Below are 26,497 nucleotides of genomic sequence, written 5' to 3' on the forward strand. Positions count from 1 at the left end.
TACGAAACATATAAGAAAAGCCTGCTTTCACTTTTTTGAAATAGTGAAAGCAGGCTTTTCTGTTTGACACTATTGTTTATAGTGTGTATCAAAAGAAATTTCTTAGAGTAAGTGGGTGCAATTTACTTTAAATAAATAGCTAAATTCAATAGTAGTAATGTTATACTATTTATATAAAATGTGAAGAGGTGACCGACGAATGAAGTTTTCTGAATATGAATACAATCGACCAAGTTTTGATAATTATAAAATGAATGCGCAACAAGCAATTAGAAAAATTGTTGAAGCGCAAGACGCTGACGAAGCAGTAAGTGGTGTTACACAAATGACAAACTTAATTTCTGATGCTGATAAGCAAGGACAAATTGCTTATATTCGCCATACAATCAATACGAAAGACGAATTTTATGAAAAAGAAATCAATTATTGGGATGAATATTCTCCCTTATTTGAAGAAATTAACAGTGAATACTACAAAGCTATTTTAGATTCAAAATATCGGGAAAGTTTGGAAACTGTTCTTCCCGGACAATATTTCAAAATGGCTGAATATCGTTTGAAAACCTTTAGCCCGGAAGTAATTTCTTTATTACAGAAAGAAAACGAATTAGGCAGTACATATAATAAACTAATTGCAAGTGCCCAGATTGACTTTGATGGAAAAACGCTGAATTTGTCTCAACTAGGGCCTTACCAACAATCAACTGATCGAGCAGTTAGAAAAGAAGCCTTTGAAGCAAATTTTGGTTTCTTCAAAGAAAACGAAGAGAAAATTGATGATATTTATGACCAATTAGTAAAAGTTCGTGATCAGATTGCTAAAAAACTAGGCTATAAGGATTTCGTTGAGTTGGGTTATATTCGCATGGAACGTTATGACTATAATCGCGAAATGGTACAAGTCTATCGGAATCAAGTCTTAAATGAAGTTGTTCCGGTAGTTAACAAGTTATATAAACGCCAAGCAAAGCGTATTGGCGTGGATGATTTGCAATATTATGATTTGAGTTTAGAGTTTTTGAATGGAAATGCGAAGCCAAAAGGTGATCCATCTTACATTATGGAAATGGGCAAAAAAATGTATCACGAACTTTCATCAGAAACGGGTCATTTTATCGATTACATGTATGAACATGAGTTGCTTGATTTAGAAACAAAAGAAGGAAAGTCGAGTGGCGGCTATTGTACTTTTATTCCTGAGTATGATTCTCCTTTCATTTTCGCAAACTTTAATGGTACAAGCGGCGATATTGATGTGCTGACGCATGAAGCAGGGCATGCTTTTCAAGTGTTCCAATCACGTTGGATTAAACAGCCTGAATTAGTTTTCCCGACAAGCGAAAGCGCAGAAATCCATTCGATGAGTATGGAATTCTTCACTTATCCTTGGATGGAACTGTTTTTTAAAGAAGAAACAGAAAAATATAAATTCAGTCATTTAGCGGGAGCACTACAATTCTTGCCATACGGCGTGTTAGTGGACCATTTCCAGCATGAAGTATATGAAAAACCTGAAATGACACCAGCGGAAAGAAAAGCTGTATGGCGGAAATTAGAGAAAATGTACAATCCGCATAAAGATTACTCTGAAAGTCCATTCTTAGAACAAGGGACTTTCTGGTTCCGTCAAGGACATATTTTTGATACACCATTTTATTATATCGACTATACATTAGCACAAGTACTTGCTTTCCAATTTTGGAAACGCGCGATTCACGATCAAGACGTGGATGCCTGGTCCGATTATTTAGCAATCTGTGAAGTTGGCGGAACGAAGAGTTTCTTAGAATTAGTGGAACTTGCAAATTTAAAATCGCCATTTGAAGAGGGATCATTAACGGACGTAGTGAAAGCAATTGCTGATGTATTAGAAGCAATTGATGACTCACAGTTATAGAAAGTGACCGACGAAAGGGAGGAGCGATTTATAGAATGATTGAGCTTAGAAATGTTTCAAAAGAATATGGAATAAAAAAAGCATTAAAAGATGTTTGTTTGAGAATCCACCCAGGCGAAATTTTTGGTTTAATCGGACATAATGGTGCGGGAAAATCGACTGCTATCAAGTCTTTAGTTAGTGTGATTGAACCAACTGAGGGCGAGATTTGGATTGATGGAGAGAACTTGGTTGAGAATCGATTAGCGATTAAGAAGAAGATAGGATATGTACCTGATTCTCCGGATATGTTTTTACGCCTGACTGCATTTGAATATTGGAATTTTATTTCAGTAGCTTACGAAATTCCTGAAGATGAAAAAAGAACACGCTTGAGGGAATTAACAGATCTTTTTGACATGACTGAACACCAATCGGAAGTAATCGATTCCTTTTCACATGGGATGCGTCAGAAAACTTTTATTATTGGTGCTTTATTACCAAATCCTGAAATCTGGATTTTAGATGAACCAATGACAGGGCTTGATCCCCAAGCTTCTTTTGATTTAAAGGAATTGATGAAGAAGCATGCAGAGGCAGGAAATATTGTTTTATTTTCCACACATGTATTAGAAGTAGCCCAACAATTGTGTGACCACATTGCCATTTTAAAGAAAGGCGAGTTACTCTATGATGGCACAATAGAAGAGCTGTTGTTGGAAAATAAAAATGAATCATTGGAAGAGACTTATCTAAAATTAGCAGGCCGAAATAGAAGCAAACAACAGGAAGGAACTGCATTTGACACTCCTCTAGAAGAAAGGGGAGTATAAGATGCGTTGGAAACAAATCGTCGAATTAGCGAAAGTAAATATTCTTTATGCGAATCCACAACTGTTAGAGAAAAAACGTCAAAAGACGATTCAGGAAGCGGATACTATGCAATCGGCAGTCCGGTCTGTGCTTTGGCAAAATTCTTTTATTTTAGTTCTTTTCTTGGGATTATACACGATGATGTTGCGTGGCTTGGATTTTACCGTTTATCATGGGTATTTTTCGTTGTATATAACCATGTTCGTAGTCATGACCATCCTCCAAAGTTTTTATATTATTTACAATTTATTATATGAAAGCAAAGACTTGGCTCACTATTTACCTTTACCGTTTAAAACGAGTGAAGTATTTCTAGCGAAGCTTTCAGTCATTGTTTTAAATGTTATCCCTTATATTGCGCCGGTTTTTTCTTTGTTTCTATTGCTGGGACATGATGCACAAATAGGGTTGCTAGGAAATATTGTTTATTCGCTAATCTTGTTTACTCTTTTAACAACAATCGTGTTTTTATTCGCAATTGTACTAGTGCATCTGATTAGTCGTCTATCGCTTTTTCAAAAGCATAAGAAAATAATGACGACGGTTTTGTATAGTGTTTCAAGTATGGGGATGATTGCGGCTATCTTGTTTATCTCTAATTCATCGAGTACAAGCATTGAAATGCTTCCTGGACAAATATTACCAGATGTTCGAGTGGTCCCGTTTTTTGGAATGTTCTACTCGATGATGGTGAGTCCACTTAGCATTGAAGGAATAACAGGAATGGCTGTCTGGCTAGGTTTATTGCTTGTTTTTCTTTTTATTGTCACCAAAGCAGTCATACCGGGACTTTATAGGCAGTCAGATGGACAGCAAATCACTTCTAAAAAAGTAAAGTCGTCCATTACTAAAAAACAAGTGAAGGCGCCGACCGTTAAAGGAACCTTGTTGAAGTATAATATTAGTTTGATTTTAGATGGAACGCTTATGATGCAATACATTAGCTCTAATATTATCTTTCCCGTTATTTGGCTTGGTCCAATGTTAAGCGGCAATAATTTTTTCCAAGTATTGGAACCAAGTAAATGGTGGGGAGTAGCTATTATTATTGGATTGCTTTATTCTTATTTGACGATGGGTCCGATGTCTACAGCAGGGGTCATTATTTCTTTGGAACGTGAAAACTTCTTGTATATTAAGTCATTACCGTTTTCAATGAAAGAGTACCTGCGTGTTAAGTTTTGGTTTGCTTACGTTTTCCAGCTTTTGCTGCCATTCGCTGTCTCCTTTGTTTTAATTCTATTTACAAAAGTTCATTGGCTATTGGCAATCAGCTTTTTTGTTGGATTAACGATCGGGATACTAGGGCTGTCTGAACATTATTTTGCTAGAGATTATCGCTTATTGAATTTAGATTGGCAGAATTTAACAGAGTTATTTAGCCGAGGCGGTGGAAATTTCATTTACGCCATTCGAATATTTGCTGCATTGATTGTTGGAGTCTTGGTTGTTGTAGGAGCAGGCTTTTTGTTAAATGCTTTGAATCCGCTTGGTCAACAAATTTTGTCTGTCAGTCTATTGATCGTACCAATTGCTGTGATCTTTCTGCTACATCAACGGTATAAAGAGAAATTTTGGTCAAAATTGTAAAAAAATAAGAAGAAGTTGTGTTTCGGCTCCAGCTTCTTTTTTTAAGGAAATTTACTTATTTTAGAAAAGAGACTTGTTTGATAAGCTATCAATATTGTAGTACACTGTTTTAGTGTCTAGTGAGAGAAATAAAAAGGATCGTGTTAAAAAATGTCTAGTGATAGCGATATAAAAAGGAAAAAGTTTAAGTTCAAGAAACCCGTATACAACGATATTATGAATATCGCTTGGCCGGTGTTGATTGAGCTTGTTTTGAGTTCTGTTTTTGGAATGATCGATATGATGATGCTGGGAAATATTCCGGACGCAGGATATGCTGCTTCAGCTGTTGCCTCAGTTGGAGTAACCAACCAGCCCTTATTACTTGGCTTAGCGGTGGTACAAGCATTAAATGTAGGAGGAACAGCAATTGTTGCTCGTTATTATGGTGCTGGAAAAAAACACAAGATGGAAAATGTAACCAAGCATGTTATGATTATCAGCATGGTTTTTGCTGTTCCGATTGCTTTGTTTGGTTTTCTCTTTGCTGAGCAAATCATGGCATTTATGGGAGCAGAAGCGGCAACCATTGAAATAGGGAAAAATTATTTCCGTGTGATTTGTATTAGTTATTTATTTCAATCCTACAACTTTGGGATAACGGGTGCGCTTCGCGGGATAGGCGAGACAAAAGTACCAATGGGAATTAATATTCGTACGAACTTTTTAAATGTGTTAGGAAATGCCATTCTAATTTATGGACTACTAGGTCTACCAAAACTGGGAATCGTCGGAGCAGCGATCTCTACAGCATTTGCTAACTTTGTTGCAAGTGTGTTGATGACCCGGTATCTAATGTCAGGAAAAAGTGAACTTGATTTCTCATTTAAAAATAAATTTAATTTTTCAAAAAGGACAATCGGTAACTTAATTCGGATCGGATTTCCATCTGCTATCGAACAGTTAGTCATGCGTGTCGGGATTATCATGTTTGTTCAAGTTGTTTCTGGGTTGGGTACCGTAATTTTCGCGGCTCATCAAATCGGTATGAATATACTATCGCTTACCTTTGTTATTGGGCAAGCGTTTGGGATATCAGCCTCTTCATTGGTAGGGAAATCACTTGGAGCGGAAAGTCCAGATGATGCAGAAAAGTACGCACATCATTCTTCCTTGTTAGGAAGCTGGGCAGGCTTCGGCCTGGGAGTTGCTTTATTTTTTGGAGCTGAATTCCTCGTGAGCTTGTATTCCCGAGATCCAGCGATTGTAGAAAGTGCTTCATCTGCTTTGCGGATGGTAGCGATTATTCAACCGTTTCAAGCAAATCAATTGATTGTAGCAGGTTCGCTTCGAGGGGCTGGCGATACACGTTTCCCGCTTATCTCTACTTTTATAGGCGTATTAGGAATTCGAGTGGTGCTTGCCAACGTATTTATACGAGTTTTTGCACTAGGCCTTACAGGAGCATGGCTGGCAATCATCATTGATCAATTTGTCCGTTGGGTACTCATCCAATTCCGTTTCCGCTCAGGGAAATGGAAAAACATAGAATTTGTCTGATTTATCCAAATTGCCTATTTGGGGCTTTATCAGATAAAAGTATCCATTAATTTGCGTACTTTCCTTGATAAAAGAAGTTTATCAGGGAAAGTATTGATTTTTATTACTGCCTTTCTCTGATAAATCATGTTTATCAAGGAAAGTCTGCATTTAAATAGCTTGTTTTCCTTGATAAAGAACTCGGATTCGTCTGATTTTTTTTCATGTTAGTATGTAGGAGAAGCTAATACGTTTTTATGGCAAGGCAAGCATCTCACAATAATCTTAATGAAATGGTATACTGTAAAAAAGGCAAGGAGGAATACGTATGATTGGAGAATTAATACTAGTCCGACACGGAAAAGCTGAAAGTAAGTTGCTAGACAAGTCGGATTTTGATCGCACGTTGACTGAAGAAGGTAAGCGGGAATTTGAAACCTTCATGAAGAAAGTCGTTCCATTGCTCGAGCCGAAAAAACAGTTGGAAGTTTGGACCAGCCCGTTAATTCGGGCAAAAGAAACAGCAGATGTTTTTAAGGAAGCATTAGGAATTGCAGAAATGAAAGAAAAAGACTTTTTGGGAAATGGCGATTTAGAAGGATTACTTCAAGAGTTAGAAAAACAAGATTCTCAGTTCGTAATTGCGTGTGTAGGTCATGAACCGGCTATGAGTGCTTGGACAAAAGAACTTACTGGTCAAAGTACGCCGTTTCCTAAAGGTGGCGTTGTGAACATCCGTTTTGAAGAAGACAAAGAAAAAGGCAGACTTGATTGGAAATTATTTCCCAATTAGCAAAACGCCGCTTAACGAATTCTTATTCTACAACGTAAAAGCATCTCTCCTGAATTTTAACTTCAGAAGAGATGCTTTATTGTCTGTACCAGGGATTAATTAGGTATTCAAGATTTCCATGAATTCATGACCTGTAATCGTTTCTTTTACAAGTAGCTGGTGTGAAAGTTCGTGTAATTTGTCTAGATTTTCACTCAGGATCTTGTCTGCTTTTTGATGAGCAGAACGCAGTAAGTCCATTACCTCTTGATCAACGCGTTCTGCTGTTCCAGCAGAAACGTTCATGGTGGTATCGCCGCCTAAGTATTGATTTGTTTGAGTCTCAATTTGCATCATACCAAATGTATCACTCATCCCATATCTTGTAATCATAGCGCGGGCAATTTTTGTCATTTGTTCGATGTCATTGGAAGCACCGGTAGATTTGCTGCCAAAAATAATTTCTTCCGCAACACGTCCTCCTGCCAGTGTAACTAATTTATTATATAGTTCTTCTTTACTAATCAGGCTTTTTTCATCTTCTTCGATTTGCATCGTGTATCCCAATGCACCAGAAGTTCGCGGGATGATTGTAATTTTGTGGACAGGAGCTGAATCAATTTGTTTTGCAGCAACTAAGGCATGTCCAATTTCATGATAGGAGACGATTTCTTTCTCTTTTGGTGAGATTACAGCGCCTTTTCTTTGGTAGCCGGCGATAACCGTTTCTACAGATTCTTCTAAATCCATTTGACTTACTTTGCTGCGTCCTTCACGAACGGCACGTAAAGCAGCTTCATTGATGATGTTTGCGATTTCTGCACCAGACGCACCACTTGTTGCACGGGCAATGGTATTGAAATCAATGTCATTAGCTAGAATATATTTTTTTGCATGAACCTTTAAGATTGCTTCACGACCTGCTAAGTCAGGCAGCTCTACAGGTACACGTCTATCAAAACGACCAGGCCTTAAAAGAGCAGCATCCAATGACTCAGGGCGGTTTGTGGCAGCAAGAATGACCACCCCTTTATTTTCTTCAAAACCATCCATTTCAGCCAGCAATTGATTCAGGGTTTGTTCACGTTCATCGTTTCCGCTAAATCCAGCGCCATCACGTTTTTTACCGATGGTATCAATCTCATCAATGAAGACGATACAAGGTGCTTTTTCATTTGCTTCTTTAAATAAATCACGTACTTTGGCTGCACCACGACCGACAAACATTTCGACGAACTCGGAACCAGAAATACTAAAGAAAGGAACATTTCCTTCTCCAGCAACAGCTTGAGCCAGCAAGGTTTTACCAGTTCCCGGAGGTCCGACTAAAAGAACGCCTTTTGGATTTTTCGCCCCGATTGCTTGGTATTTTTTAGGCTGATGCAAGTAATCAACAATTTCACTCAAGGCTTCTTTTGCTTCATCTTGTCCAGCGACATCGTCAAATGTTTTCGAATCTCCAGCTTTCACATACACTTTTGCATTTGACTTTCCAAAAGACAAAGCACCTCCCGAACCGCCTACGCCTCCACCCATTCGTTTCATCATTTGTCTAGAAAGGAAGGAACCTAGCGCCCAAAAAGCGAGAAGTGGTAAAATCCAAGAAATCAGAAATGATAAAATAGGGGAAGCTTCAACGGGGATATCCCGAGCGAACACGACGTTATTATCTTCTAAGCGAATTATTAAATCTGGATCATTAATTGTTCCAGTATTGTAGACTTGTCTTGCGTTAGACTCATCCGTTGCAACGAACACAATCTGGTTTGCTTCAATCTTTGCTTCACTTACTTTGCCATCATCTACTTTTTCAAGAAACTCACTATAAGGAACTTCTTCAACTTGACGCTTTTCAATCGTAGGATACAGAAGTGTGTTCCAAATTGTTAAAAATGAAAAGATAACTAGAAAATAGTAAATCCATGGCTTACGATTATTTGGTTGGTTGGAAAATGGGAAATTCAGTTTTTTATCAGTTTTTTTATCTTTATCGGGCATAATAGTAATTAATCCTCTCTTTTTTGAGCATCAATCAGCTCAACTATTTGTTGTAAAGCTTTTACTCCTTTATGAAAATCTAATAAGGTTTCCTCTTTAATTTCGCTAAAAATGGGTTGGTAGTTTTTTTCTAAACGTTCATCAAGAATCGTTAAAGTTGAATTACCTTTATCAGTTAGAAATAATGAAATATAACGTTCATCATCTTCTCTTCTTTGACGAATAACAAAACCTTCTTGTTCCAATTTTTTGCACATTGTGGAGGTGTTACCGCTGTTCATGTCCAAAGCAGAGGCAAGCTGATTGAGAGCCATCTCGTGGTTGGCATGAATCTCAATTAAAGCTTGAAGTTGCAATGGGGTGATACCAAATTCTCTAGAAAAGGGGGAAAAAACCCATTCTTTTGCTTCATGAATTGATTTCAACAATTGCCAAAGATTTCTGCATAGTTCCTCATTTGTCACTTACATCACCTCTTCTTCCAATACTTTTAATTCACAACTATTGTAAAATACAAATATGAATAAAGGATGAAGATTCATTGAAATTAAAAACCGAAAATTTGACTATTTAAAGAATTTTCGATATTATGTCTCATGGAAACATTAACAAAAAGGAGAGATAAGAAGATGGTGGGATCAATGAGATTGCGTACAAACCTTTTGAACCGATAATTTAATATCTATTCAAAAGGTCCTGTTTTTGACAGACAAAGGGAGCAGTCTGCCCATTTTTCGAATCTTTCGTATCAGAAAAATGTCAAAAAGAGATAGGGGACCCTATCTCTTTTTTGCGTACCCAAAATCTGTCATTGCACGGCCTCATTAAAGGAGTGCAAACAGAAATGGAAAATTTAACACTAGAAATAAAAAATATGGCGTTGTCATTTGGAAATAAGGCCATCTTGTCGATTGAGCATGCTGCTGCTTATCAAAATGAGCGGATTGGGATCGTCGGGAGAAATGGCCAGGGGAAAACAACTCTCTTAAATTTAATTGCCGGCAGTATTGAACCAGACTATGGAGACGTAAAGCAAAAAGTAACTTTTAATTACTTTAAGCAGATAGAAGAATTTAGGGAAGTCAGTGCTAACGACGAGTTGGATGCTGAAATGATGAGCAGGATGGGAGTGCCACAAAATACGGATCAATCTTTAAGCGGCGGAGAAGAGACCAAATTACGTTTGACCAGAATCTTGTCGAACTATCAAATGGGTCTATTAATGGACGAACCAACCACGCACCTAGATGAGAAGAGTATCCAATTTTTGATTGATGAATTGGAGTACTATTATGGAACCATGATTATCGTCAGCCATGATCGTTATTTTCTAGATCAACTTGTCAGCAAAATTTGGGAAGTGGATAACGGACAATTAACAGAATATACAGGCAATTACAGTGACTACATTGAACAAAAAGAACAGCAGAAGTTGGAAGCGAACCGTGAAGCTGAAAAAATTGCCAAAGAAAAAAACCGCTTGGAACAAGCAGTTGAACAGAAGAAAAAACAAGCAGCTAAAATGAATACTGTTAGTGCTAAAAATAAAAAACGGAATATAAAACCAGACCGTCTTTCATCGTCCAAACAAAAAGATACTGTTCAAAAGGCGGTTCAAAAATCCGCTAAAGCTTTGGAAAGTAGAATCAAGCAACTTGGAGATGTTGAGTTAGAAGGGGATTTAAAGCCTATTTCTTTTCCCACAAGTGAGGAGTTAGAAATGCATAATCGGTTTCCGATTAGAGGTGAATCAGTGACTTTGGAAGCAGGCGATAAACGGTTGCTAGAAAAAGTTGACTTTCAATTTCCACTGGGGAAAAGAATTGCAATTACGGGAGACAATGGCTCAGGAAAATCAACGCTATTGAAATATATTTTGAATCATGGAGAGGGAATCATTTTATCTCCAAAGGTTGTTTTTCAAACGTACCAACAGATGGATTATAAATTTTCTCAAGAGAATTCTGTTTTAGATTATCTTTTGAAGCAAACGGAATATCCTGAAAATACTGTACGAGCAATTTTAAACAATTTAGGCTTCACGCAAACAGAAATCAGCAAGCCGCTTGCTGCCTTGAGCGGTGGGGAAGCTACCCGAATTGCGATGGCGGTTCTATTTGTAAAGCCATCCAATGTGCTGGTATTAGATGAGCCGACAAACTTCATTGATATTCAAACGATTGAAGCGCTAGAAGGGTTCATTCAAAGTTATCCGGGAACAGTTCTGTTTACATCGCATGATAAATATTTTACAGAAAAAACTGCCAATCAAATTTGGAAGATAGAAAATAAAAAGTTAGTTTTGAAAAAAGGAGACTTGCTGTATTAATCGACAGTGTCAGGAATAAACCAAAATAAATAGACGGTAATAAAAATAGTTAATAAACTTAGCAAAAATTTCATAATAGAGAAAGGAACGAGATAAATGGAAAGTCCCATCAGCAAGTAAATGTTGAGAAGGATTTTCCTTTTTCTTTTTTTGGGAATCGTTTTGGTTTCCATATAATCGGCAACGTAGTGTTGATAAAGTTTTGTTCCTTTTAGCCAAATTTCAAAACGCTGTGATCCTCGAGCAAAACAATAAGCACTAAGTAGTAGAAAAGGGGTGGTCGGCAATACCGGGAGCACTACACCAATTGAACCTAATCCAAGAGAGAGTGAACCGATAGTGATAAATAAGATTTTTTTCATGATGATAACTCCTATATTAAATCAAATTCGTTCAGAATCATGATACAATAAAACAAAAAAGAAGGAGGAAGGTAAATGTACTATCAAATTATAGACACAACCATCGGTCCCTACTTTATTTCTGACAGTGGAGAAGGAATTTCTTATGTTGAACATGTGAAAGACTTAGAAAATCTTTCTCCAATAATAGCAACAATGGAGGAAAAATCAACCCCATTACTAGAAAAAGCAAGCCAACAATTAAAAGAATACTTTGAAGGAACACGTAAAGAATTTGACCTGCCTCTTGATACAAACGGCACTCCATTTCAAGAAAAAGTCTGGCAAGCCTTGAGAAATATACCTTACGGTGAAGTACGTTCTTACAAAGATATCGCTGTTGCAATCGGAAATCCAAAAGCAGTCCGGGCAGTTGGCGGAGCAAATAATCGTAATCCCGTCTCTATCATAACTCCTTGTCACCGAGTGATTGGCATTCGCGGCGCTCTGACTGGTTACGGTGGAGGGATTGACGTAAAAGAGAAACTGCTGCGATTAGAAGGTGTGAAAACAATCACAAGTTAATGGTAAAAAGAAACAGGGCTATGGACTTATCCGAGCCCTGTTTTGTGAGGGTAACAATGGAGATAATACAATCCAATTGTTCCGTTTTTCATCATAGCATAAAAATGCTAGTATGAGCTAAATTGTTTTTCTAATTTTCCTTGAAGCACTTCATAAAGAGAACAAATTGCCCAATAAATAAGTGCTACGAGAATATACATGGTCATATAATCATTTTCGCGGCCGCCGACGATTTTTGCATTTTGAAAAATATCAGGGACCGTGATCATTGCGGCTAAAGCAGAGCTTTTCACCAAGTCTAAAATAACATTCGAAAGAGGCGGAACAGCAATTCGCAAAGCCTGTGGAACAATGATTTTGCGTAATACTTTTCCACGCGGCAGCCCCAGCGACATGCCAGCTTCCCACTGTCCTTTGTCGATTGCTTCTAAAGCCGAACGAATAATTTCAGCGATATAAGCAGACGAACTTAAACTGAAGCCCAGAATAGCTGCGGGTACTGCGTCAAAATAAACGCCGATAAAAGGAAAGCCAAAATACAGCAAAAATAATAATACAAGTGTGGGCGTTCCACGCATAAATGATATATAGAGAGTGGCGAGTTTATTAAGAAAGAAGAAGCGCGATGTGCGTAATAGCGCCAGTACAAATCCCCAGATCAGTCCAAATAAAAAACCCATTCCAGAGATAAGCAATGTATAACCGATACCTGAAAATACATAACCGAAATTATTAATGGCGATTTCAAGATTGAATATATATTCCCATTTTACATCTGTAACATCCACCGGTCTTCCTCCTTAAAATTTCAGCTCGTTACTGTTCTTCAATCTCGATAACTGGTAAATCATCGACATTATCAAGTTCTTTCGAAACATCTTCTCCTCCGAAGAATTCTTTTGAAAGTTCAGTAAGTACTCCTTCTTCAGCTAATTCCGCTAAAATCGGATCAATTTTTTCTTTTACAGAAGTATCATCTTTACTTAGAACAATTGCTTGTTCGCTTGGATTGTAATACAAATCTGACATTTTTACACCTAAGTCCGCATAGAATTGTACAGCAGTATTTGAAACATAAAAATCATTTGGAATGAAATCTGTACGTCCGCTTGCTACATCGCGGAAGAAAACGTCATTGGTCGCATTATCATAAGTTACGGGTTCTGCACCGAGTTGTCTTGCTAGAGCCATGTAAACAGTTGTTGCTCCACCCGCTGCCTTTTTGCCTTCCCAATCTTCCATGGTTTCGATTCCAGAATTATCTTCTTCACGTACAACGAGTCCGCCAAAAGAGTATTTAAAAGGTTCGGAGAAATTATAATCTTCTAGACGAGCTTCTGTAATGTCAAATCCATTTGCTGCAGCATCAACTTGACCACTTTGAACAGCTGTCAGAATTCCGTCTACACCCATCTCCATGAATTCAACTTCTAAACCGAGACGATCAGCAACTTCTTTGACAACCTCTACTTCATAACCAGTTAATTCGTTGTCATCCCCGTGGTACGAACTTGGGAAAAGAGTGCCAGAAGTAGCTACTTTTAATACACCGGCCTCTTCAATACGATCCCAAGCTGTCTCTGTTACATCTGTATCAGTAGTTTTGGATCCGACTGTTTCATCAGAGTCGGTATCTGTATTTGTATTCCCACAAGCAGCTAAAGTCAATGCTGAAAAAACAGACAAACCGCTTAATAACAACTTTTTATTAAAGTTAAACATTTTCATTTCCCCTCCAAAGCTTTTATATGTCTTTAACCATAGCACGCTTTCAGGATGAATGCAATCTTATTTTACCATGATATTGAAACAGATACAAAAAACTGTTTTAAAAAAATTGACAAGTATATTTTTAGCATAAACAGCCCCCTATGGATTAAATTCATCGCATAGGGGGCTGTCTAAAAAACGTTTATAAATCTCTTTCGTAAATGCCGCGAACATGTTGGGCATCTATACTGAATAAAAGACCGGAATCCTTATCTGAGTAGTTGATATTTTCTTCAAGAGCATGTTCTACTTGATCAGCAATACTTTTATCTACCAGATTAAGAACAACTGCTTTTTCAGAGCTGATTTCAATACCAAAGACTTTGATGACTGTTTCAGCAAAGGCACCGAGACCGTATAGAATAGTCCCACCTGCGCCGCCAGCAGATTTAACTGCATTGACCACAGTATCGCCGTCCTCTTCTGGCACAATGGAAATGAAAAGCTCATGAGTGGCTTCTTCAATTGGGTCTGTTTCATGAAGACCCAATTTCTCACCATGAGTTCCTACTACAATTGAAAGTGGCGTGGAAAAAATAATTCCTTTGTTTGGTTGATCCAGATGGAAAGTTTCATGAATGTGATCAATCGTTTTGACTGTGTTTTTCCGTTCACTTACCATCATAAGAACTTCTTTTCGAACTTCATGCAGCCCGAGTTTTCGCAACAAACCGCTGTTTACTGTACCCAGTCCGAGTGTGATAGTCCCGCCAGTAATTCCTATTTTTTTCGCTTCCGCTAAAACTTTACTTGCTTTACCAATATTTACAATGGCAATGATGATATCAAAATATGGTTTTTTAATAGGCTGTTCACTCAATCTAGACGGCCTCCTTTTTTGATTTACGTTGATAAAGTGCTCCAAGTAATTGTAACGAAACAATCGGCATCATGGCAACCATTGCTATCATTCCAAAGCCATCTAAAAGAACATTTGCTCCAGGAGTGATTTCAGCAACACCTTGAATGAATGCAAGGATGAAAGTAGCGGTCATCGGCCCGGAAGCGACTCCGCCAGCATCAAACGCCATGCCGACGAATAAACTTGGTACCTTGTAGGATAACCAGATCGATAAAGCAAAACCAGGCAATAGATAATGCCACAATTGGATAGCAGGAACAATAATACGAAGAACGGAAAGGAACACTGCCAGTCCAACACCAATGGAAAGAAATATCAGGACAATGCTGCGTTTAACGGAGCCGTGGGTTACATCCTCGATTTGATGTGTCAGAACATATACGGCTGGTTCTGCTAATATAACAACTAATCCTAATAATAGTCCAACAACCAGAACTGGAATTTGGCTTTCTAAATCACCAATCATCATACCGATTTGTCGTCCAACATTTAAGAAACCAGCATTTACACCTGTCAAGAAGAGCACAAGACCGATGTATAGATAAACTATCCCCAACAAAGCTTGTTTAAATTCTTGAACGGAGAGTTTTTTCTTCGCTAATAATTGGTAACCAATAAAAATGGCGAAAATTGGAGCGATAGATATAAGGGTCTCGAGTGCGAGATGAGGAACAACGTCAGTAAACGGTTTGATCCAGGAAGTATATTCAGTTGCATTTACAACCAATTCCCCTGTTAACCCTCTCTCTCCAGTGAATAGACCTAATACTAAAACACCGAGAATAGCACCACTTGATGCAACTCCAACCAGTCCAAAACTATCTTCTTCACTCGCTTTTGAATTGTGGTTTAAGGAAGAAACCCCCATAGCTAAGGCTAACATGAAGGGAACGGTGAGTGCTCCCGTTGTTGCACCGGAAGCGTCAAAAGCAATTGCGAATAAATCTGTTGTACTAAAAACGGAGAGAACAAGAATAAGACCGTAAATAATGGTAAATGATTTATTCAGCGGAAACTGATAAACAATGCGGAATAACCCCGTGGTCATCAAGATTCCAATCCCAATCGAAACCACAACGAGCAGAACCATGCTCGGTATAGCATCACTAGTTACCTCGCTTACTTGGTTGGCTAATATAATCAAATCTGGTTCAGCGATTGAAATAAAGAAACCTAGAAACAGCCCCATGACGAGAACAAATTTCAAACTGTTGCTTCTAGCGATTCCTCTACCCAAAAAATTACCAATTGGAGTAATCCCGATGTCAACTCCAAATAAGAAAATCGATAACCCTAATATAATGATAAAAGCACCCATTAAGAAGCGAGGAAATTCAATTCCAGGAAGGGGCGTGAGTGTGAGGTGTAAAATGATTACTAAAAACGTAATAGGCAAAACCGCTTGCAAGACCTCTTTTACCTTTTCGATAAATATTTCCATAACTTATCTCCTTTCAAAATAGCATGATATTATACTAAATATGCTGATACACTTAAGTATAACATAATAAAAAAACGATGAACAGTAACAGGATTGGTCAATATATGGGATAAAACTTCAAGAAAAGTTTAAATTTTGACGAAAACAAGTTCAAAAAGTACAATTAACAGTAATATAAGAAGAAACATGAGTGAAATCCAAAATAGATTTGGAGTGGAAAAATAATGAACTTTAAAAGAAAATTAATAAAAGGTGTACTGACAGCGGGTGGCTTTGCCGGTTATTTGTATTTACAGAACACTTGGCTGCAAAAAACATATTACAGAATTTCAGTGGAAGCATTAGCGAGAGAGAACGAGGGTTTAAAAATAGCGCATCTCTCAGACTTACATTTACCCAATACGCAAGTTGATTTAAAAAAATTAGTAAGTGAAATAAAAGAGGAAAATCCAGATTTTATATTTTTAACGGGCGATCAGTTTGATGCGGCACATCCATTTCATATGGAAGAGACGGTTCAGTTTTTGAAAAAGTTAAGCGAGATATCTCCCATTTACGCAGTACATGGAAATCATGATTTGAAATCTCCTTTAGCTGAGTACATTCCGGATGTTTATCGGAAATCCGGTGTTACTTTGCTAGAAGATGAAGCTTATACGGTGATGGCACCAGATCGCAAGCCAATCGTTATCATGGGAGCAGCAGAACCTGAATCAATCATACAAAAACAGAGACGAGATTTACTGAAAAAAATAACCATCCGTTCAGATTGGGCAGGGCAAACACGTTTACTGCTGGCACATCATCCAGAATATTTCGAAAAATATCATCAAGATAAAACGAAATCTCCCGATATTACTTTTTCTGGTCACGCGCATGGCGGGCAAATTCGTATACCATCAGTCGGTGGTTTGTTTGCGCCCGGTCAAGGGCGGATGCCCAAGCATACAAGCGGCATCCATGCATTAGCAGAAGATCCTTCGAAAAAACTAGTAATCAGCCGAGGCACAGGTCCGTCTCATTTTCCGTTTAGGATAAATAACCGTCCTGAAGTGGTTTTTGTCACACTTCACAAAAAGTAACTGAACGGTGAAAGCGCATAACTTTTCTTTGTATTAACCTTTATAAAAAGGTAGAATGAGGGAAACAAGTGAAGGAGTGTGAAATCTATGGTAAAAAGTTTGATGGATCGTTTGCCGCTTAATGATGGATACACGATTCCTGGAATTGGGTTTGGAACTTCAGGAATATCGGACCGAGATGCAGAAGAATTAGTTTTTAAAGCAATAATGCGCGGCTATCGTTTGATCGATACTGCAAGTTGGTACAAAAATGAAGAAGGCGTTGGTCGAGGAATTAATAAAGCGATTAATGCTGGAATTTCTCGTGAAGATATTTTTGTTGTTTCCAAAGCTTGGAAAGATGAGATGGGATACCAAGAAGCAACCGATGCTTTTGATCGAAGTTTCGATCGATTGGGATTGGATTATATTGATTTGTACCTGATTCATTGGCCGAGTTCTGAAGAAGGGAAAAATTTGGATACATGGAAAGCATTGGAAGATTTAGCTGATTCTGGAAGGGTTCGCAGTATCGGTGTTTCAAACTTTAATCGGGGTGAGCTGAATGAGTTGATTAAAGAAGGTAGAATTCGTCCGGCCGTCAATCAAATTCCGGTAAATCCGAGTAATATGAACGCAGACTTGGATGATTTTTGTTACCGCAACAATATCGTTACGGTTGGTTACAGTCCGCTCGGTGCAGGCAAGGTGAACAAGAATAAACATTTAGCTGCTATTGGGAATAAATATGATAAGACTCCGGCTCAAATAGCTTTAAAATGGTGTGTTGATCGTGATGTTGTTCCCATTCCCAAAACAAGTCATGATGAACGGATGAAAGAGAATTTAGAAATTTTTGATTTTGAGCTAACGGATGAAGACATCACTGTTTTAAATAATATAGACGAGAAGAAAGCAGTGGCGAAAGATAAAAGTGGAAATAATCAAAATAAACGCCATGGTTCTCGCAGATAATAAAGGTTTATAAGAAAGGAATTGCGGTGCCAGTATATATTGCTGGTACCGTATTTTAATTAATCTTTTTTTCGAAGAAATCATGATCAACAACTTTTTCTAAATGAAAGCTTTTAAACGATGAAGAAAGTGTAGTAGAATGTAGAAGACAAGGAATAGTTGCAAGATCATTTTAGAGATAAATGGAGGAATGAACATGCTTGGAATAGGAATAGTTGGTACCAGCAGTATTGCCCATGAATTTGCAAAAGCGTTAGTCATGTCAAAAGAATATCAAATAAAATCTGTTTATAGTCGTACTCTTTTTAAGGCAGAAAGTTTTGGAAATGTGTATGGGGCAGAATTGTTTTTCGATAATTTAGAAGAGTTCTTGTCCTGCAAGGATTTTGATGTCGTCTATATTGCATCCCCAAACAGTCTTCATTTTTCTCAAACCATCGCTGCACTACATAAAGGTAAGCATGTAATTGTTGAAAAACCAGCATTTTCAAACATGGTAGAATGGGAAGAAGCTTTTCAGTTAGCTGAAGAAAAAGGTTTGTTTTTATTTGAAGCAGCACGTCATATTCATGATTCTAATTTTCAAATTATCAAAAATGAGGTTGCTAAGCTAGAAGAAATTGATAGTGCCATTCTTCATTTCGGAAAGTATTCTTCCCGCTATGATCAGGTATTGGCAGGGGAGGAACCAAATATATTTTCCTTGCGTTTTTCAGGCGGCGCATTGATGGATTTAGGTGTTTATTTGATTTATGCAGCAATCAGCTGGTTTGGCGAACCGGAGTCAGGGGAGTATTTCCCTAAGAAAGTTCATACAGGCGTAGACGGAGCTGGAACCATCATTTTACACTATCCTTATTATGATGCGATTTTACATGTTTCTAAAATTTCCAATTTATTTGCGCAGTCTGAAGTGCACAGTGGGAAAAAGACCTTGTTGATGGATGGCGTAAGTGTGATTTCTTCCATCGAATTGCATGATGACGCAAGTGAAAATGTACAGTTGGCAGTTCAACCACCGGAACACTTGATGCTGGATGAAGCAAGAGCATTTGCGGAAGTGATAAACCATCCGGAAAGTAAAGAAAATCAAGAAAAATATCAATCATGGAAAAAACTAAGTCACGACGTTTCTTACTGGATTGAAAAATTAAGAAAACAAGCAGGTATCTTTTTTGACGCAGATACCGAAAAATAAAGGAGATGGTCATAAAAAATGATGATCGAGAAAATGGACACAAACTTCCAACGCTATTGGAAAGGATTACGGTTTCAACTGCCTACGCCTATTCAAGAGTATGCATTTGAACCTTTGCGCGAAGGAAAAGATGTCGTAGGATTGTCTCCGACTGGAACAGGAAAAACTTTAGCTTATGCATTACCGTTATTAGAAAGAGTAGAAAAAGGTCAAGGGATTCAATTAATTGTTTTAACCCCGTCACAAGAGTTAGGAGTCCAAGTAGGCCGGGTGATTACCGAGTGGGCTTCCTTGCTTGATTTGAAGGTCCAAACCATTATCGGAGGAGCTAACGTAAAACGGCAAATTGAAAAATTAAAAGAAAAACCTGAAGTGATTGTGGGGACTCCTGGCAGGTTGATGGAACTCGCTTCCCAACGAAAGCTGAAGTTGCATCAAGTGAAAGCAGTTGTTTTAGATGAAGCCGATTATCTGTTGCATCAAGAACACTTGAGCACATTGCGAGAGTTAATAAAAAAAATGCCTGGACAACGACAGCTTGCCTTTTTCTCTGCAACAAGCAGCGAGGAAGTGCAAAATGTCAGCAGATGGTTCAATACAGATCCGCTCTATCTGGATGCAGAAAAAGAAGGCAGAATGATGGACCAGACAGCGCATCGCTATATTCTTGCTGAAAACCGAAAACGAGCAGAAATGCTACGTCGGTTGGGTCATGTGAAAGATATGCAAGCTCTAGTGTTTGTAAACTCTGTTCAGGAATTAGACTATCTTGCCGAAAAAATGCACTTTGAAAAAGTTCCGGTTCGTGTAATGCATAGTGATTTCAGCACGAATCAACGGAAAAAATCTTTAGAGGAGTTCCGCAAAGGCAGCGCAACCTTCCTTTTAACAACGGACGTTACCGCTCGCGGAATGGATATCGAGGATTTACCCTATGTGATCAATTACGACTTACCACTGACACAGGAAGTTTACTTGCATCGTTCTGGTAGAACAGGACGTATGGGCAAAAAAGGAACGGTTCTTTCCTTAGTGAATGAACGTAGTTTACGAGATGTGAAAAAGTTTGTTCCAAAATCAGATGACTTTAAAGAGGTGTTCCTGTACGGAGGGAAAGTCGTTACGGAATTGCCTAAAAGTGAAGAGCAGCATGAGGAAGTAGTGAAAAGGTCACCAAGAGCAACAACTAAAGAAGTAAAACCAAATTTTGTTGCGACTGAACCACAAAAAGAAGTGAAAAAAGCAAAAAAGAAAAACCGCACCCGCGATCAGAAAAATAAAGGTGCAAGAAAGAAATAAAACTATAAATTTTTGAAAGGTCGGGAGAATATTCCTGGCCTTTTTTGTAGACTAGGGGATTATAAGTTCAGCCATCAATGTTTAGCTCCCAAGTCCTGACCTAATGAAAAAAAGATAAATTTGCCCCATTGCGCGCTTCGCTGCTCATTCAGGGTCAAATTTCCTATTTTTTCATAGGCCAAGGCGGACTTGTCCGCTTTTCTTATAGACTAGGGGATTATAAGTTCAGCCATCAATGTCTAGCTCCCAAGTCCTGACCTAGTGAAAAAAAGATAAATTTGCCCCATTGCGCGCTTCGCTGCTCGCTAACGCATATCATTCGACTAACACGCTGAAGCGTGAAGTCTCCTGACAATTCAGGGTCAAATTTCCTATTTTTTCATAGGTCAAGGCGGACTTGTCCGCTTTTCTTATAGAGTAGAATTCTATAAGCTATGAATGTTTAGCAGTCCAAGCCTGTCTCTCAGGAATGCGCAGTATAAAATCGCTAAGTGTAAGCAGGAAATCTTCAAACACATGGAGCTATTTCCGTAATCCCATCCAGTGAGCAGTAAGGTCGGTCCTCACTCGATGAGATAAATACCGATTCTCGTCTAGTGGAGACTTGAGCAGGACCCACTGGATGTGATTCACTGTTATTCTCTTCCAGTGAACGCTAGAAAGATTCCTACTAGACGAAATCATGCAGAAAAACCATAAAACGCGTCGCATTAATAATTCGGCGCATTTTACTAGGATAGTATAAGGATTGCTCTCCAAGCAAAATTCCTTGTTTTCCACAGGGCAAGGCTAACTTAGCCACATTTTTTGTCTACAGGATTGTTGACGAATCAACTGATAAAACGTATACTAATAAAAAATTAGTAAATATTTACCTAGCTAGAAAGAGAGGGTTTTATGGCAACTTTAAAGGATATTGCAGAGCGCGCAAAAGTCTCTACTGCAACAGTTTCGAGAGTGTTGAACGACGATGCGACTTTGTCGGTTGGAGAGGAGACGCGTCAAAGAATTTTGAAAATTGCAGATCAATTGCAATATAAAAAAACAAAGAAGACATTGATAAAACGAAAAATATTATTAATTCAATGGTACAGTCCTGAAGAAGAGCTGGACGACTTATATTATCAATCGATTCGATTAGCTGTTGAAAAAAGGGCAGAGGAACAAAATTTAGAAATCGTAAAAGCATTTCATGAAGTTCCGGCTAAAATTGATGATGAAATAGAAGGCATTTGTGCCATTGGAAAATTTAGTTCTAAGCAAGTTCATCATTTAAAAACATTTGAAAAACCACTTTGTTTTATTGATTCTGATCAAATGAACTTGGGCGAAGATAGTGTAGTAGTAGATTTCGCATATGCTGTTCAATCGGTCATCGACTATATTGTCTTGAAAGGCTATGAAACAATTGGCTTTTTAGGTGGACAGGAGTACACACAAGATCGCACACACAAACTAGAAGATCCTCGTGAAAGACTATTCCGCCAAAGTTTACAATTGTTGAAAAGATATGATGAAAAGTATTTTTACACAGGGAGTTTTTCCACTCAATCAGGTCAAGAGATGATGAAGCAAGCGATTGAAGAATGTGGGAAAGAATTACCAGCTGTTTTTTTTGCTGCAAATGACTCGATTGCCATTGGCGCAATGCGCGAGCTGCAAGACTCCAATATCTCAGTGCCTGAAAAAGTTAGCATCATTGGATTCAATGATAGCAATGTTGCCCGCTATATCTATCCATCTCTAACAACTGTAAAAGTAGAAACTGAAACGCTTGGTGCTACAGGAATTGATTTATTATTGGATCGTATGCAGTCAGAAAGAACGATTTCAAAAAAAGTTTCGCTCTCAACCACACTGATGGAGCGGGATTCTGGCTGATCAATATCATTTATTGGAAAAAGTGCAGCAGATTCTCAACGAATTTATTAAATAAATCTAGATTAAAAAAATCCTCCTACTCACTTTAAAAAGCGAGTAAGAGGATTTTTCTATATGCTATAGCACGCTAATGAATCTTTTGAATGCAGCTAAACCTTCATCTGTTAGCTTGTATACGCCAGCGTCTTCTAATACACGCTGGAAAACGTGTCCGACAGCTGTTTCTACAGTTTCTTTAACGGTTTCTTTTGTAATTGTATTTGATTCCGCAACTTTTCTAGCCCATGTTAAATGCATTGGTTGGATTGAGTTCTCTTCGCCGAGTAAATATTTTTCAACTTCTTCAAGTTCTTCTTTCAATCGTGGCGGTAAAATCGCCAGACCCATTACCTCTATTAATCCGATGTTTTCTTTCTTAATATGTTGCACATCTGCATGCGGATGGAACAACCCATCTGGATGTTCTTCTGTTGTACGATTATTTCGCAACACTAGATCACATACGAACGCCTCTCCATCTCGACGAGCAATGGGGGTGATCGTATTATGGGGAATATTTTTTGTAAAAGCTAAAATATCCGCATCAGGATCACTATACCCGCGCCATTTTTCCAAAATATATACGGCCGCTCTCTCTAGGGCAGTTTTGTCATTGGCTGTCATGCGAATAACGGATAAAGGCCAATTCACAATGCCAAAATCCACACCAGAAAACTCATCTAAAACAAATGTGTCGATAAGAGGGGCTTTGTCCATAGGGAAGCTATAATTGCCTCCTTGGTAATGATCATGGGATAAAATCGAACCACCAACAATTGGTAAATCAGCATTTGATCCAACAAAATAATGAGGAAACTGTTCCACAATCGAAAAAAGATTTTCAAAAGTTCTTCCGTTAATCTTCATTGGGCGATGTTCTTCTGATAAGAAAATACAATGCTCTTGATAGTACGCATATGGTGAATATTGCAATCCCCAAGTTTCATTATTCAACGGAAAACGTACAATTCGATGATTTGAACGTGCAGGATGTTGTAAATGACCAGCATAGCCTTCATTTTCTAAACAGAGTTGGCATTTTGGATAGCTGGAAGCTGCACTTGTTTTGGCTGCGGCGATTGCCTTTGGATCTTTTTCCGGCTTGGAAAGGTTAATTGTCAATTCCAAGGTTCCATACGGAGATGAAGAGTTAAATTCAATGTTTTTAGCAATCGCTTCTGTTTGAATATAATCATTATCTTTACTTAACTCGTAAAAATACTGTGTCGCATATTCTGGCCCAACGCCAGTATAATGCTGCCAAAAAGTTTGATTTAATATAGAAGTATCAGGCGTGAATAAAGACATCAATTTTGCACTAAATATTTCTTTTTCCGTCTGATTGTCTTCTATAATATCATTGCTCGTAGCATATTCGATAAATACAGGCAATAGTTTTTTTGCTTCAGATAGAAGGGCAGGCTCACTCGAAGTGATTGATGTATCAAACTCGTTCATATTCAAAAGCGCTAATAACTGATTTTGCTTCAGAATTCGATCAAGTGGATGCACATACCCTTTTTGTATCGCAATTTCCAAAAAATCATGAATCGCTTGATCAATTGTTATTTTCATAATTCAGTAGCACCGTCCCCAATTTCAGCAATATAAAATTCAGCTGGATAACCAATAGCAGCTTCATATTTTTCTCCAACAGATGCAATAAATTCATCTGTATGTGTTTGTTCAACAATTGCAATCGCGCATCCACCAAAGCCAGCCCCCGTCATGCGAGCACCTAAAAGACCCTCTTGCTCCCAAGCTGCTTCAACCAATGTATCTAATTCCGTTCCAGTCACTTCGTAATCGTCACGCAAAGAAATGTGTGAGTCATTCAATAATTTTCCAAATGCTTGTAAATCGCCAGCTTTCAATTTGTCAGCAGCAATTAAAGTACGTTGATTCTCTGTTACAGCATGTCGAGCTCGTCTTACTAATGTATCAGAAGAAAGAACATTTTTATGTTTCTCAAAAGTCTCCTCATCCAATTCGCCTAATGAACTGATGTCGACAACCGTTTGTAATTCAGCCAAAGCTTGCTGGCATTCCTCTAAACGTTCGTTATATTTTGAATCCACTAATTCGCGGCGTTTTTTCGTATTCATAATTACAATGACATACTGATCCAACTTAACCGGGATTTTTTCGTATTTTAATGTATTTGTATCCAGCAAGAGGGCATAGTCCTTTTCGCCGATTCCCACAGCAAACTGATCCATGATACCTGAATTTAAGCCAAAAAATTCATTTTCCACTCTTTTTCCAGTTTTTACTAAATCTAAGCGGTCCAGCTTTAAATCAGCCATAGTTTCGAAAATAATACCCGCTAATAATTCAAGTGAAGCCGAGGAAGAAAGACCAGAAGCGTTTGGAATATTTCCTTCGATTAGAATATCCAGTCCTTCTTCGATTTTATGGCCATCTTCTTTTAAATATTTCGCCATACCTTTGACATAATTTGCCCAAGAATCTTCTTTACGAAAAGCCAAATCATCTAACTGGAAGGTGATTACTCCTGTTTCCGGAAAGTTTTCGGAAAATAAACGTACGCTCCCTGTATTGTTTTTTGCGACAACTGCATAAGTTCCTAATGTAATAGGGCAAGGAAAGACATGACCGCCATTATAATCTGTATGTTCGCCAATTAGGTTGATTCTCCCCGGCGAAAAAAATGAATGAGTTGCAGTTGTTTGAAAATGACCTTGAAATGCTTCTTTTAAATTTTTTAATTGTTCCATAATTAACACTCCTCTTCTTTATTTTCTTCTATTGTAAGCGTTGTAAAGGAAAAACACAATAGTTAAGTAAAAAAATTAGTAAAAAATTAACTTAGTGTTTTTATCCCTAAAAAAAGGAAGTAACTTTGACAAAGGAGGGTGTTTAGTGTAAAGTACTACAGGGACAGGACATTGAATAGCTAAACTACTTCAATCGTTCGGGTTCTGATATCTGTGTAAAGCCATCACTGGTGGTGCACTAACAGAAAGGAATTTATAAAATGAAAATATTTGATTATGAAGACGTACAACTGATACCCAATAAGAGTATCGTGCAAAGTCGTTCAGAATGCGACACCTCTGTGGAGTTAGGTGGACGCACTTTTAAGATGCCTGTGGTTCCTGCTAACATGCAGACAATTCTCGATGAAGAGCTAGCTGAAAAACTAGCTGAAAATGGATACTTCTATATTATGCATCGTTTCGACGAAGCAGCACGTATACCATTCATCGAAAAAATGCATGGAAAAGGATTATTCGCGTCAATCAGTTTAGGTATTAAAGATGCTGAGTTTGGATTTGTAGAAGAATTGGTTGAAAAAGACTTAATTCCGGAATACATAACCATTGATGTGGCACATGGTCATTCAGATCAAGTAATCAAAATGATTAAACATGTGAAAAAAATCATGCCATCTACTTTCCTGATTGCTGGAAATGTTGGTACTCCAGAAGGCGTTCGTGAATTAGAAAATGCTGGTGCAGATGCAACGAAAGTTGGAATTGGACCAGGTAAAGTATGTACAACAAAAATTAAAACAGGCTTTGGTACAGGCGGCTGGCAATTAGCAGCAGTTAACTGGTGTTCAAAAGCAGCACGTAAACCAATCATTGCAGACGGTGGTATCCGAACAAATGGAGATATTGCGAAATCAATCCGTTTTGGTGCAACTATGGTGATGATCGGCTCACTTTTTGCAGGTCACACCGAATCGCCTGGTGAAGTAAAAGAAATTAATGGTCAATTATTCAAAGAATATTTCGGAAGTGCTTCTGAATATCAAAAAGGACAACGTAAGAATGTGGAAGGTAAGAAAATCCTTACACCATTCCGCGGTACAATTGTTGATACACTTCAAGAAATGCATGAAGATTTACAATCTTCCATTTCATATGCTGGTGGGAAAGACATTGCAGGTATCCGTAAATGTGACTATGTATTAGTTAAAAATTCCATTTATAACGGAGACAGCTCCAATCAAGCAATCATCGAAGCAGGCAGAACCTCTTACGGTGAAGGCGACACAATTTTATAAAAATGAAAAACGTGAAAAAGCCAAAATGAAAATTTTGGCTTTTTATCTACTCTTAT

22 protein-coding genes are annotated in these 26,497 nt (G+C 38.0%); 13 read left to right on the top strand and 9 right to left on the bottom strand.

Annotated features, from left to right (window positions below; translation table 11 throughout):
• The first annotated feature begins 199 nt into the window (after positions 1-199).
• From EJN90_RS08835 to EJN90_RS08855, 5 genes are all read left to right on the top strand, one after another.
• Positions 200-1,897: a M3 family oligoendopeptidase gene (locus tag EJN90_RS08835; protein WP_126110428.1), complete on the top strand. Its 1,698-nt coding sequence runs from the start codon at positions 200-202 to the stop codon at positions 1,895-1,897.
• Positions 1,898-1,932: 35 nt separating this feature from the next.
• Positions 1,933-2,709, top strand: coding sequence for an ABC transporter ATP-binding protein (locus tag EJN90_RS08840; RefSeq protein ID WP_126110430.1), 777 nt, complete (start codon positions 1,933-1,935; stop codon positions 2,707-2,709).
• 1 nt (position 2,710) lies between these two features.
• Positions 2,711-4,339 carry a hypothetical protein gene (locus tag EJN90_RS08845; protein WP_126110432.1) on the top strand — a complete coding sequence of 543 codons (1,629 nt, stop codon included), beginning with the start codon at positions 2,711-2,713 and terminating at the stop codon, positions 4,337-4,339.
• A gap of 150 nt (positions 4,340-4,489) precedes the next feature.
• Positions 4,490-5,878 (top strand): MATE family efflux transporter, encoded by a 1,389-nt coding sequence (locus EJN90_RS08850; RefSeq protein WP_126110434.1) that lies wholly within the window; start codon positions 4,490-4,492, stop codon positions 5,876-5,878.
• A 307-nt stretch (positions 5,879-6,185) separates the two neighbouring features.
• A complete protein-coding gene (locus EJN90_RS08855; protein ID WP_126110436.1) occupies positions 6,186-6,650 on the top strand; it encodes a SixA phosphatase family protein in 465 nt (154 codons plus the stop codon).
• Positions 6,651-6,749: 99 nt separating this feature from the next.
• Here EJN90_RS08855 and ftsH read toward each other — a convergent pair whose 3' ends face one another.
• On the bottom strand, positions 6,750-8,627 hold the full coding sequence (ftsH, locus tag EJN90_RS08860; protein ID WP_126110438.1) for an ATP-dependent zinc metalloprotease FtsH: 1,878 nt from the start codon (positions 8,625-8,627) through the stop codon (positions 6,750-6,752).
• An 8-nt stretch (positions 8,628-8,635) separates the two neighbouring features.
• Positions 8,636-9,091 carry a MarR family winged helix-turn-helix transcriptional regulator gene (locus EJN90_RS08865; RefSeq protein ID WP_126110440.1) on the bottom strand — a complete coding sequence of 152 codons (456 nt, stop codon included), beginning with the start codon at positions 9,089-9,091 and terminating at the stop codon, positions 8,636-8,638.
• Positions 9,092-9,471: 380 nt separating this feature from the next.
• Here EJN90_RS08865 and abc-f point away from each other — a divergent pair, with 380 nt between their 5' ends.
• Complete coding sequence (abc-f, locus tag EJN90_RS08870) at positions 9,472-10,956, top strand: ribosomal protection-like ABC-F family protein (protein WP_126110442.1); 1,485 nt, start codon at positions 9,472-9,474, stop codon at positions 10,954-10,956.
• Here the strand turns inward: abc-f and EJN90_RS08875 are convergent.
• Complete coding sequence (locus EJN90_RS08875; RefSeq protein ID WP_126110444.1) at positions 10,953-11,318, bottom strand: YbaN family protein; 366 nt, start codon at positions 11,316-11,318, stop codon at positions 10,953-10,955. The genes abc-f and EJN90_RS08875 overlap by 4 nt on opposite strands.
• 75 nt (positions 11,319-11,393) lie before the next feature.
• Here EJN90_RS08875 and EJN90_RS08880 point away from each other — a divergent pair, with 75 nt between their 5' ends.
• Positions 11,394-11,882 (top strand): methylated-DNA--[protein]-cysteine S-methyltransferase, encoded by a 489-nt coding sequence (locus tag EJN90_RS08880; RefSeq protein WP_126110446.1) that lies wholly within the window; start codon positions 11,394-11,396, stop codon positions 11,880-11,882.
• 107 nt (positions 11,883-11,989) lie between these two features.
• On the opposite strand, the gene EJN90_RS08885 is transcribed toward EJN90_RS08880, so the two are convergent.
• From EJN90_RS08885 to EJN90_RS08900, 4 genes are all read right to left on the bottom strand, one after another.
• Positions 11,990-12,670, bottom strand: coding sequence for an amino acid ABC transporter permease (locus EJN90_RS08885; RefSeq protein WP_126110448.1), 681 nt, complete (start codon positions 12,668-12,670; stop codon positions 11,990-11,992).
• A 28-nt stretch (positions 12,671-12,698) separates the two neighbouring features.
• The gene (locus EJN90_RS08890) at positions 12,699-13,604 is read right to left on the bottom strand and encodes a transporter substrate-binding domain-containing protein (protein WP_126110450.1); all 906 of its coding nucleotides are present in this window, start codon (positions 13,602-13,604) and stop codon (positions 12,699-12,701) included.
• A gap of 190 nt (positions 13,605-13,794) precedes the next feature.
• The gene (locus EJN90_RS08895) at positions 13,795-14,472 is read right to left on the bottom strand and encodes a P-II family nitrogen regulator (RefSeq protein WP_126110452.1); all 678 of its coding nucleotides are present in this window, start codon (positions 14,470-14,472) and stop codon (positions 13,795-13,797) included.
• Between the two features lies 1 nt (position 14,473).
• Positions 14,474-15,955 carry a DUF1538 domain-containing protein gene (locus tag EJN90_RS08900; protein WP_126110454.1) on the bottom strand — a complete coding sequence of 494 codons (1,482 nt, stop codon included), beginning with the start codon at positions 15,953-15,955 and terminating at the stop codon, positions 14,474-14,476.
• A gap of 224 nt (positions 15,956-16,179) precedes the next feature.
• Here EJN90_RS08900 and EJN90_RS08905 point away from each other — a divergent pair, with 224 nt between their 5' ends.
• From EJN90_RS08905 to EJN90_RS08925, 5 genes are all read left to right on the top strand, one after another.
• Complete coding sequence (locus EJN90_RS08905; protein WP_126110456.1) at positions 16,180-17,037, top strand: metallophosphoesterase; 858 nt, start codon at positions 16,180-16,182, stop codon at positions 17,035-17,037.
• A gap of 87 nt (positions 17,038-17,124) precedes the next feature.
• The gene (locus EJN90_RS08910; RefSeq protein WP_126110458.1) at positions 17,125-17,991 is read left to right on the top strand and encodes an aldo/keto reductase; all 867 of its coding nucleotides are present in this window, start codon (positions 17,125-17,127) and stop codon (positions 17,989-17,991) included.
• A gap of 196 nt (positions 17,992-18,187) precedes the next feature.
• Positions 18,188-19,189, top strand: a complete 1,002-nt coding sequence (locus EJN90_RS08915) for a Gfo/Idh/MocA family protein (protein WP_126110460.1) — start codon at positions 18,188-18,190, stop codon at positions 19,187-19,189.
• 18 nt (positions 19,190-19,207) lie between these two features.
• Positions 19,208-20,488: a DEAD/DEAH box helicase gene (locus EJN90_RS08920; protein WP_126110462.1), complete on the top strand. Its 1,281-nt coding sequence runs from the start codon at positions 19,208-19,210 to the stop codon at positions 20,486-20,488.
• Between the two features lie 897 nt (positions 20,489-21,385).
• Positions 21,386-22,369, top strand: coding sequence for a LacI family DNA-binding transcriptional regulator (locus tag EJN90_RS08925; RefSeq protein WP_126110464.1), 984 nt, complete (start codon positions 21,386-21,388; stop codon positions 22,367-22,369).
• Positions 22,370-22,486: 117 nt separating this feature from the next.
• On the opposite strand, the gene galT is transcribed toward EJN90_RS08925, so the two are convergent.
• Positions 22,487-23,983, bottom strand: a complete 1,497-nt coding sequence (gene galT / locus EJN90_RS08930; RefSeq protein ID WP_265415833.1) for a UDP-glucose--hexose-1-phosphate uridylyltransferase — start codon at positions 23,981-23,983, stop codon at positions 22,487-22,489.
• The gene (locus EJN90_RS08935; RefSeq protein ID WP_126110466.1) at positions 23,980-25,146 is read right to left on the bottom strand and encodes a galactokinase; all 1,167 of its coding nucleotides are present in this window, start codon (positions 25,144-25,146) and stop codon (positions 23,980-23,982) included. The genes galT and EJN90_RS08935 overlap by 4 nt, the downstream gene beginning before the upstream one ends.
• A 260-nt stretch (positions 25,147-25,406) precedes the next feature.
• Here EJN90_RS08935 and EJN90_RS08940 point away from each other — a divergent pair, with 260 nt between their 5' ends.
• Positions 25,407-26,441, top strand: a complete 1,035-nt coding sequence (locus tag EJN90_RS08940) for a GMP reductase (protein ID WP_126110468.1) — start codon at positions 25,407-25,409, stop codon at positions 26,439-26,441.
• The last annotated feature ends 56 nt before the right edge of the window (positions 26,442-26,497 follow it).

This window comes from Jeotgalibaca ciconiae (assembly GCF_003955755.1).
GTDB lineage: Bacteria > Bacillota > Bacilli > Lactobacillales > Aerococcaceae > Jeotgalibaca > Jeotgalibaca ciconiae.

Excerpts from the sequence above, each read along its gene's own strand:
- EJN90_RS08920 (WP_126110462.1), top strand. The coding sequence starts at position 19,208 with ATGATGATCGAGAAAATGGACACAAACTTCCAACGCTATTGGAAAGGA.
- EJN90_RS08875 (WP_126110444.1), bottom strand. The coding sequence starts at position 11,318 with ATGAAAAAAATCTTATTTATCACTATCGGTTCACTCTCTCTTGGATTA.
- EJN90_RS08900 (WP_126110454.1), bottom strand. The coding sequence starts at position 15,955 with ATGGAAATATTTATCGAAAAGGTAAAAGAGGTCTTGCAAGCGGTTTTG.
- EJN90_RS08835 (WP_126110428.1), top strand. The coding sequence starts at position 200 with ATGAAGTTTTCTGAATATGAATACAATCGACCAAGTTTTGATAATTAT.
- EJN90_RS08845 (WP_126110432.1), top strand. The coding sequence starts at position 2,711 with ATGCGTTGGAAACAAATCGTCGAATTAGCGAAAGTAAATATTCTTTAT.
- EJN90_RS08880 (WP_126110446.1), top strand. The coding sequence starts at position 11,394 with ATGTACTATCAAATTATAGACACAACCATCGGTCCCTACTTTATTTCT.
- EJN90_RS08935 (WP_126110466.1), bottom strand. The coding sequence starts at position 25,146 with ATGGAACAATTAAAAAATTTAAAAGAAGCATTTCAAGGTCATTTTCAA.
- EJN90_RS08910 (WP_126110458.1), top strand. The coding sequence starts at position 17,125 with ATGGTAAAAAGTTTGATGGATCGTTTGCCGCTTAATGATGGATACACG.
- EJN90_RS08890 (WP_126110450.1), bottom strand. The coding sequence starts at position 13,604 with ATGTTTAACTTTAATAAAAAGTTGTTATTAAGCGGTTTGTCTGTTTTT.
- EJN90_RS08850 (WP_126110434.1), top strand. The coding sequence starts at position 4,490 with ATGTCTAGTGATAGCGATATAAAAAGGAAAAAGTTTAAGTTCAAGAAA.
- EJN90_RS08905 (WP_126110456.1), top strand. The coding sequence starts at position 16,180 with ATGAACTTTAAAAGAAAATTAATAAAAGGTGTACTGACAGCGGGTGGC.
- EJN90_RS08925 (WP_126110464.1), top strand. The coding sequence starts at position 21,386 with ATGGCAACTTTAAAGGATATTGCAGAGCGCGCAAAAGTCTCTACTGCA.
- EJN90_RS08840 (WP_126110430.1), top strand. The coding sequence starts at position 1,933 with ATGATTGAGCTTAGAAATGTTTCAAAAGAATATGGAATAAAAAAAGCA.
- galT (WP_265415833.1), bottom strand. The coding sequence starts at position 23,983 with ATGAAAATAACAATTGATCAAGCGATTCATGATTTTTTGGAAATTGCG.
- EJN90_RS08915 (WP_126110460.1), top strand. The coding sequence starts at position 18,188 with ATGCTTGGAATAGGAATAGTTGGTACCAGCAGTATTGCCCATGAATTT.
- EJN90_RS08855 (WP_126110436.1), top strand. The coding sequence starts at position 6,186 with ATGATTGGAGAATTAATACTAGTCCGACACGGAAAAGCTGAAAGTAAG.
- EJN90_RS08940 (WP_126110468.1), top strand. The coding sequence starts at position 25,407 with ATGAAAATATTTGATTATGAAGACGTACAACTGATACCCAATAAGAGT.
- abc-f (WP_126110442.1), top strand. The coding sequence starts at position 9,472 with ATGGAAAATTTAACACTAGAAATAAAAAATATGGCGTTGTCATTTGGA.
- ftsH (WP_126110438.1), bottom strand. The coding sequence starts at position 8,627 with ATGCCCGATAAAGATAAAAAAACTGATAAAAAACTGAATTTCCCATTT.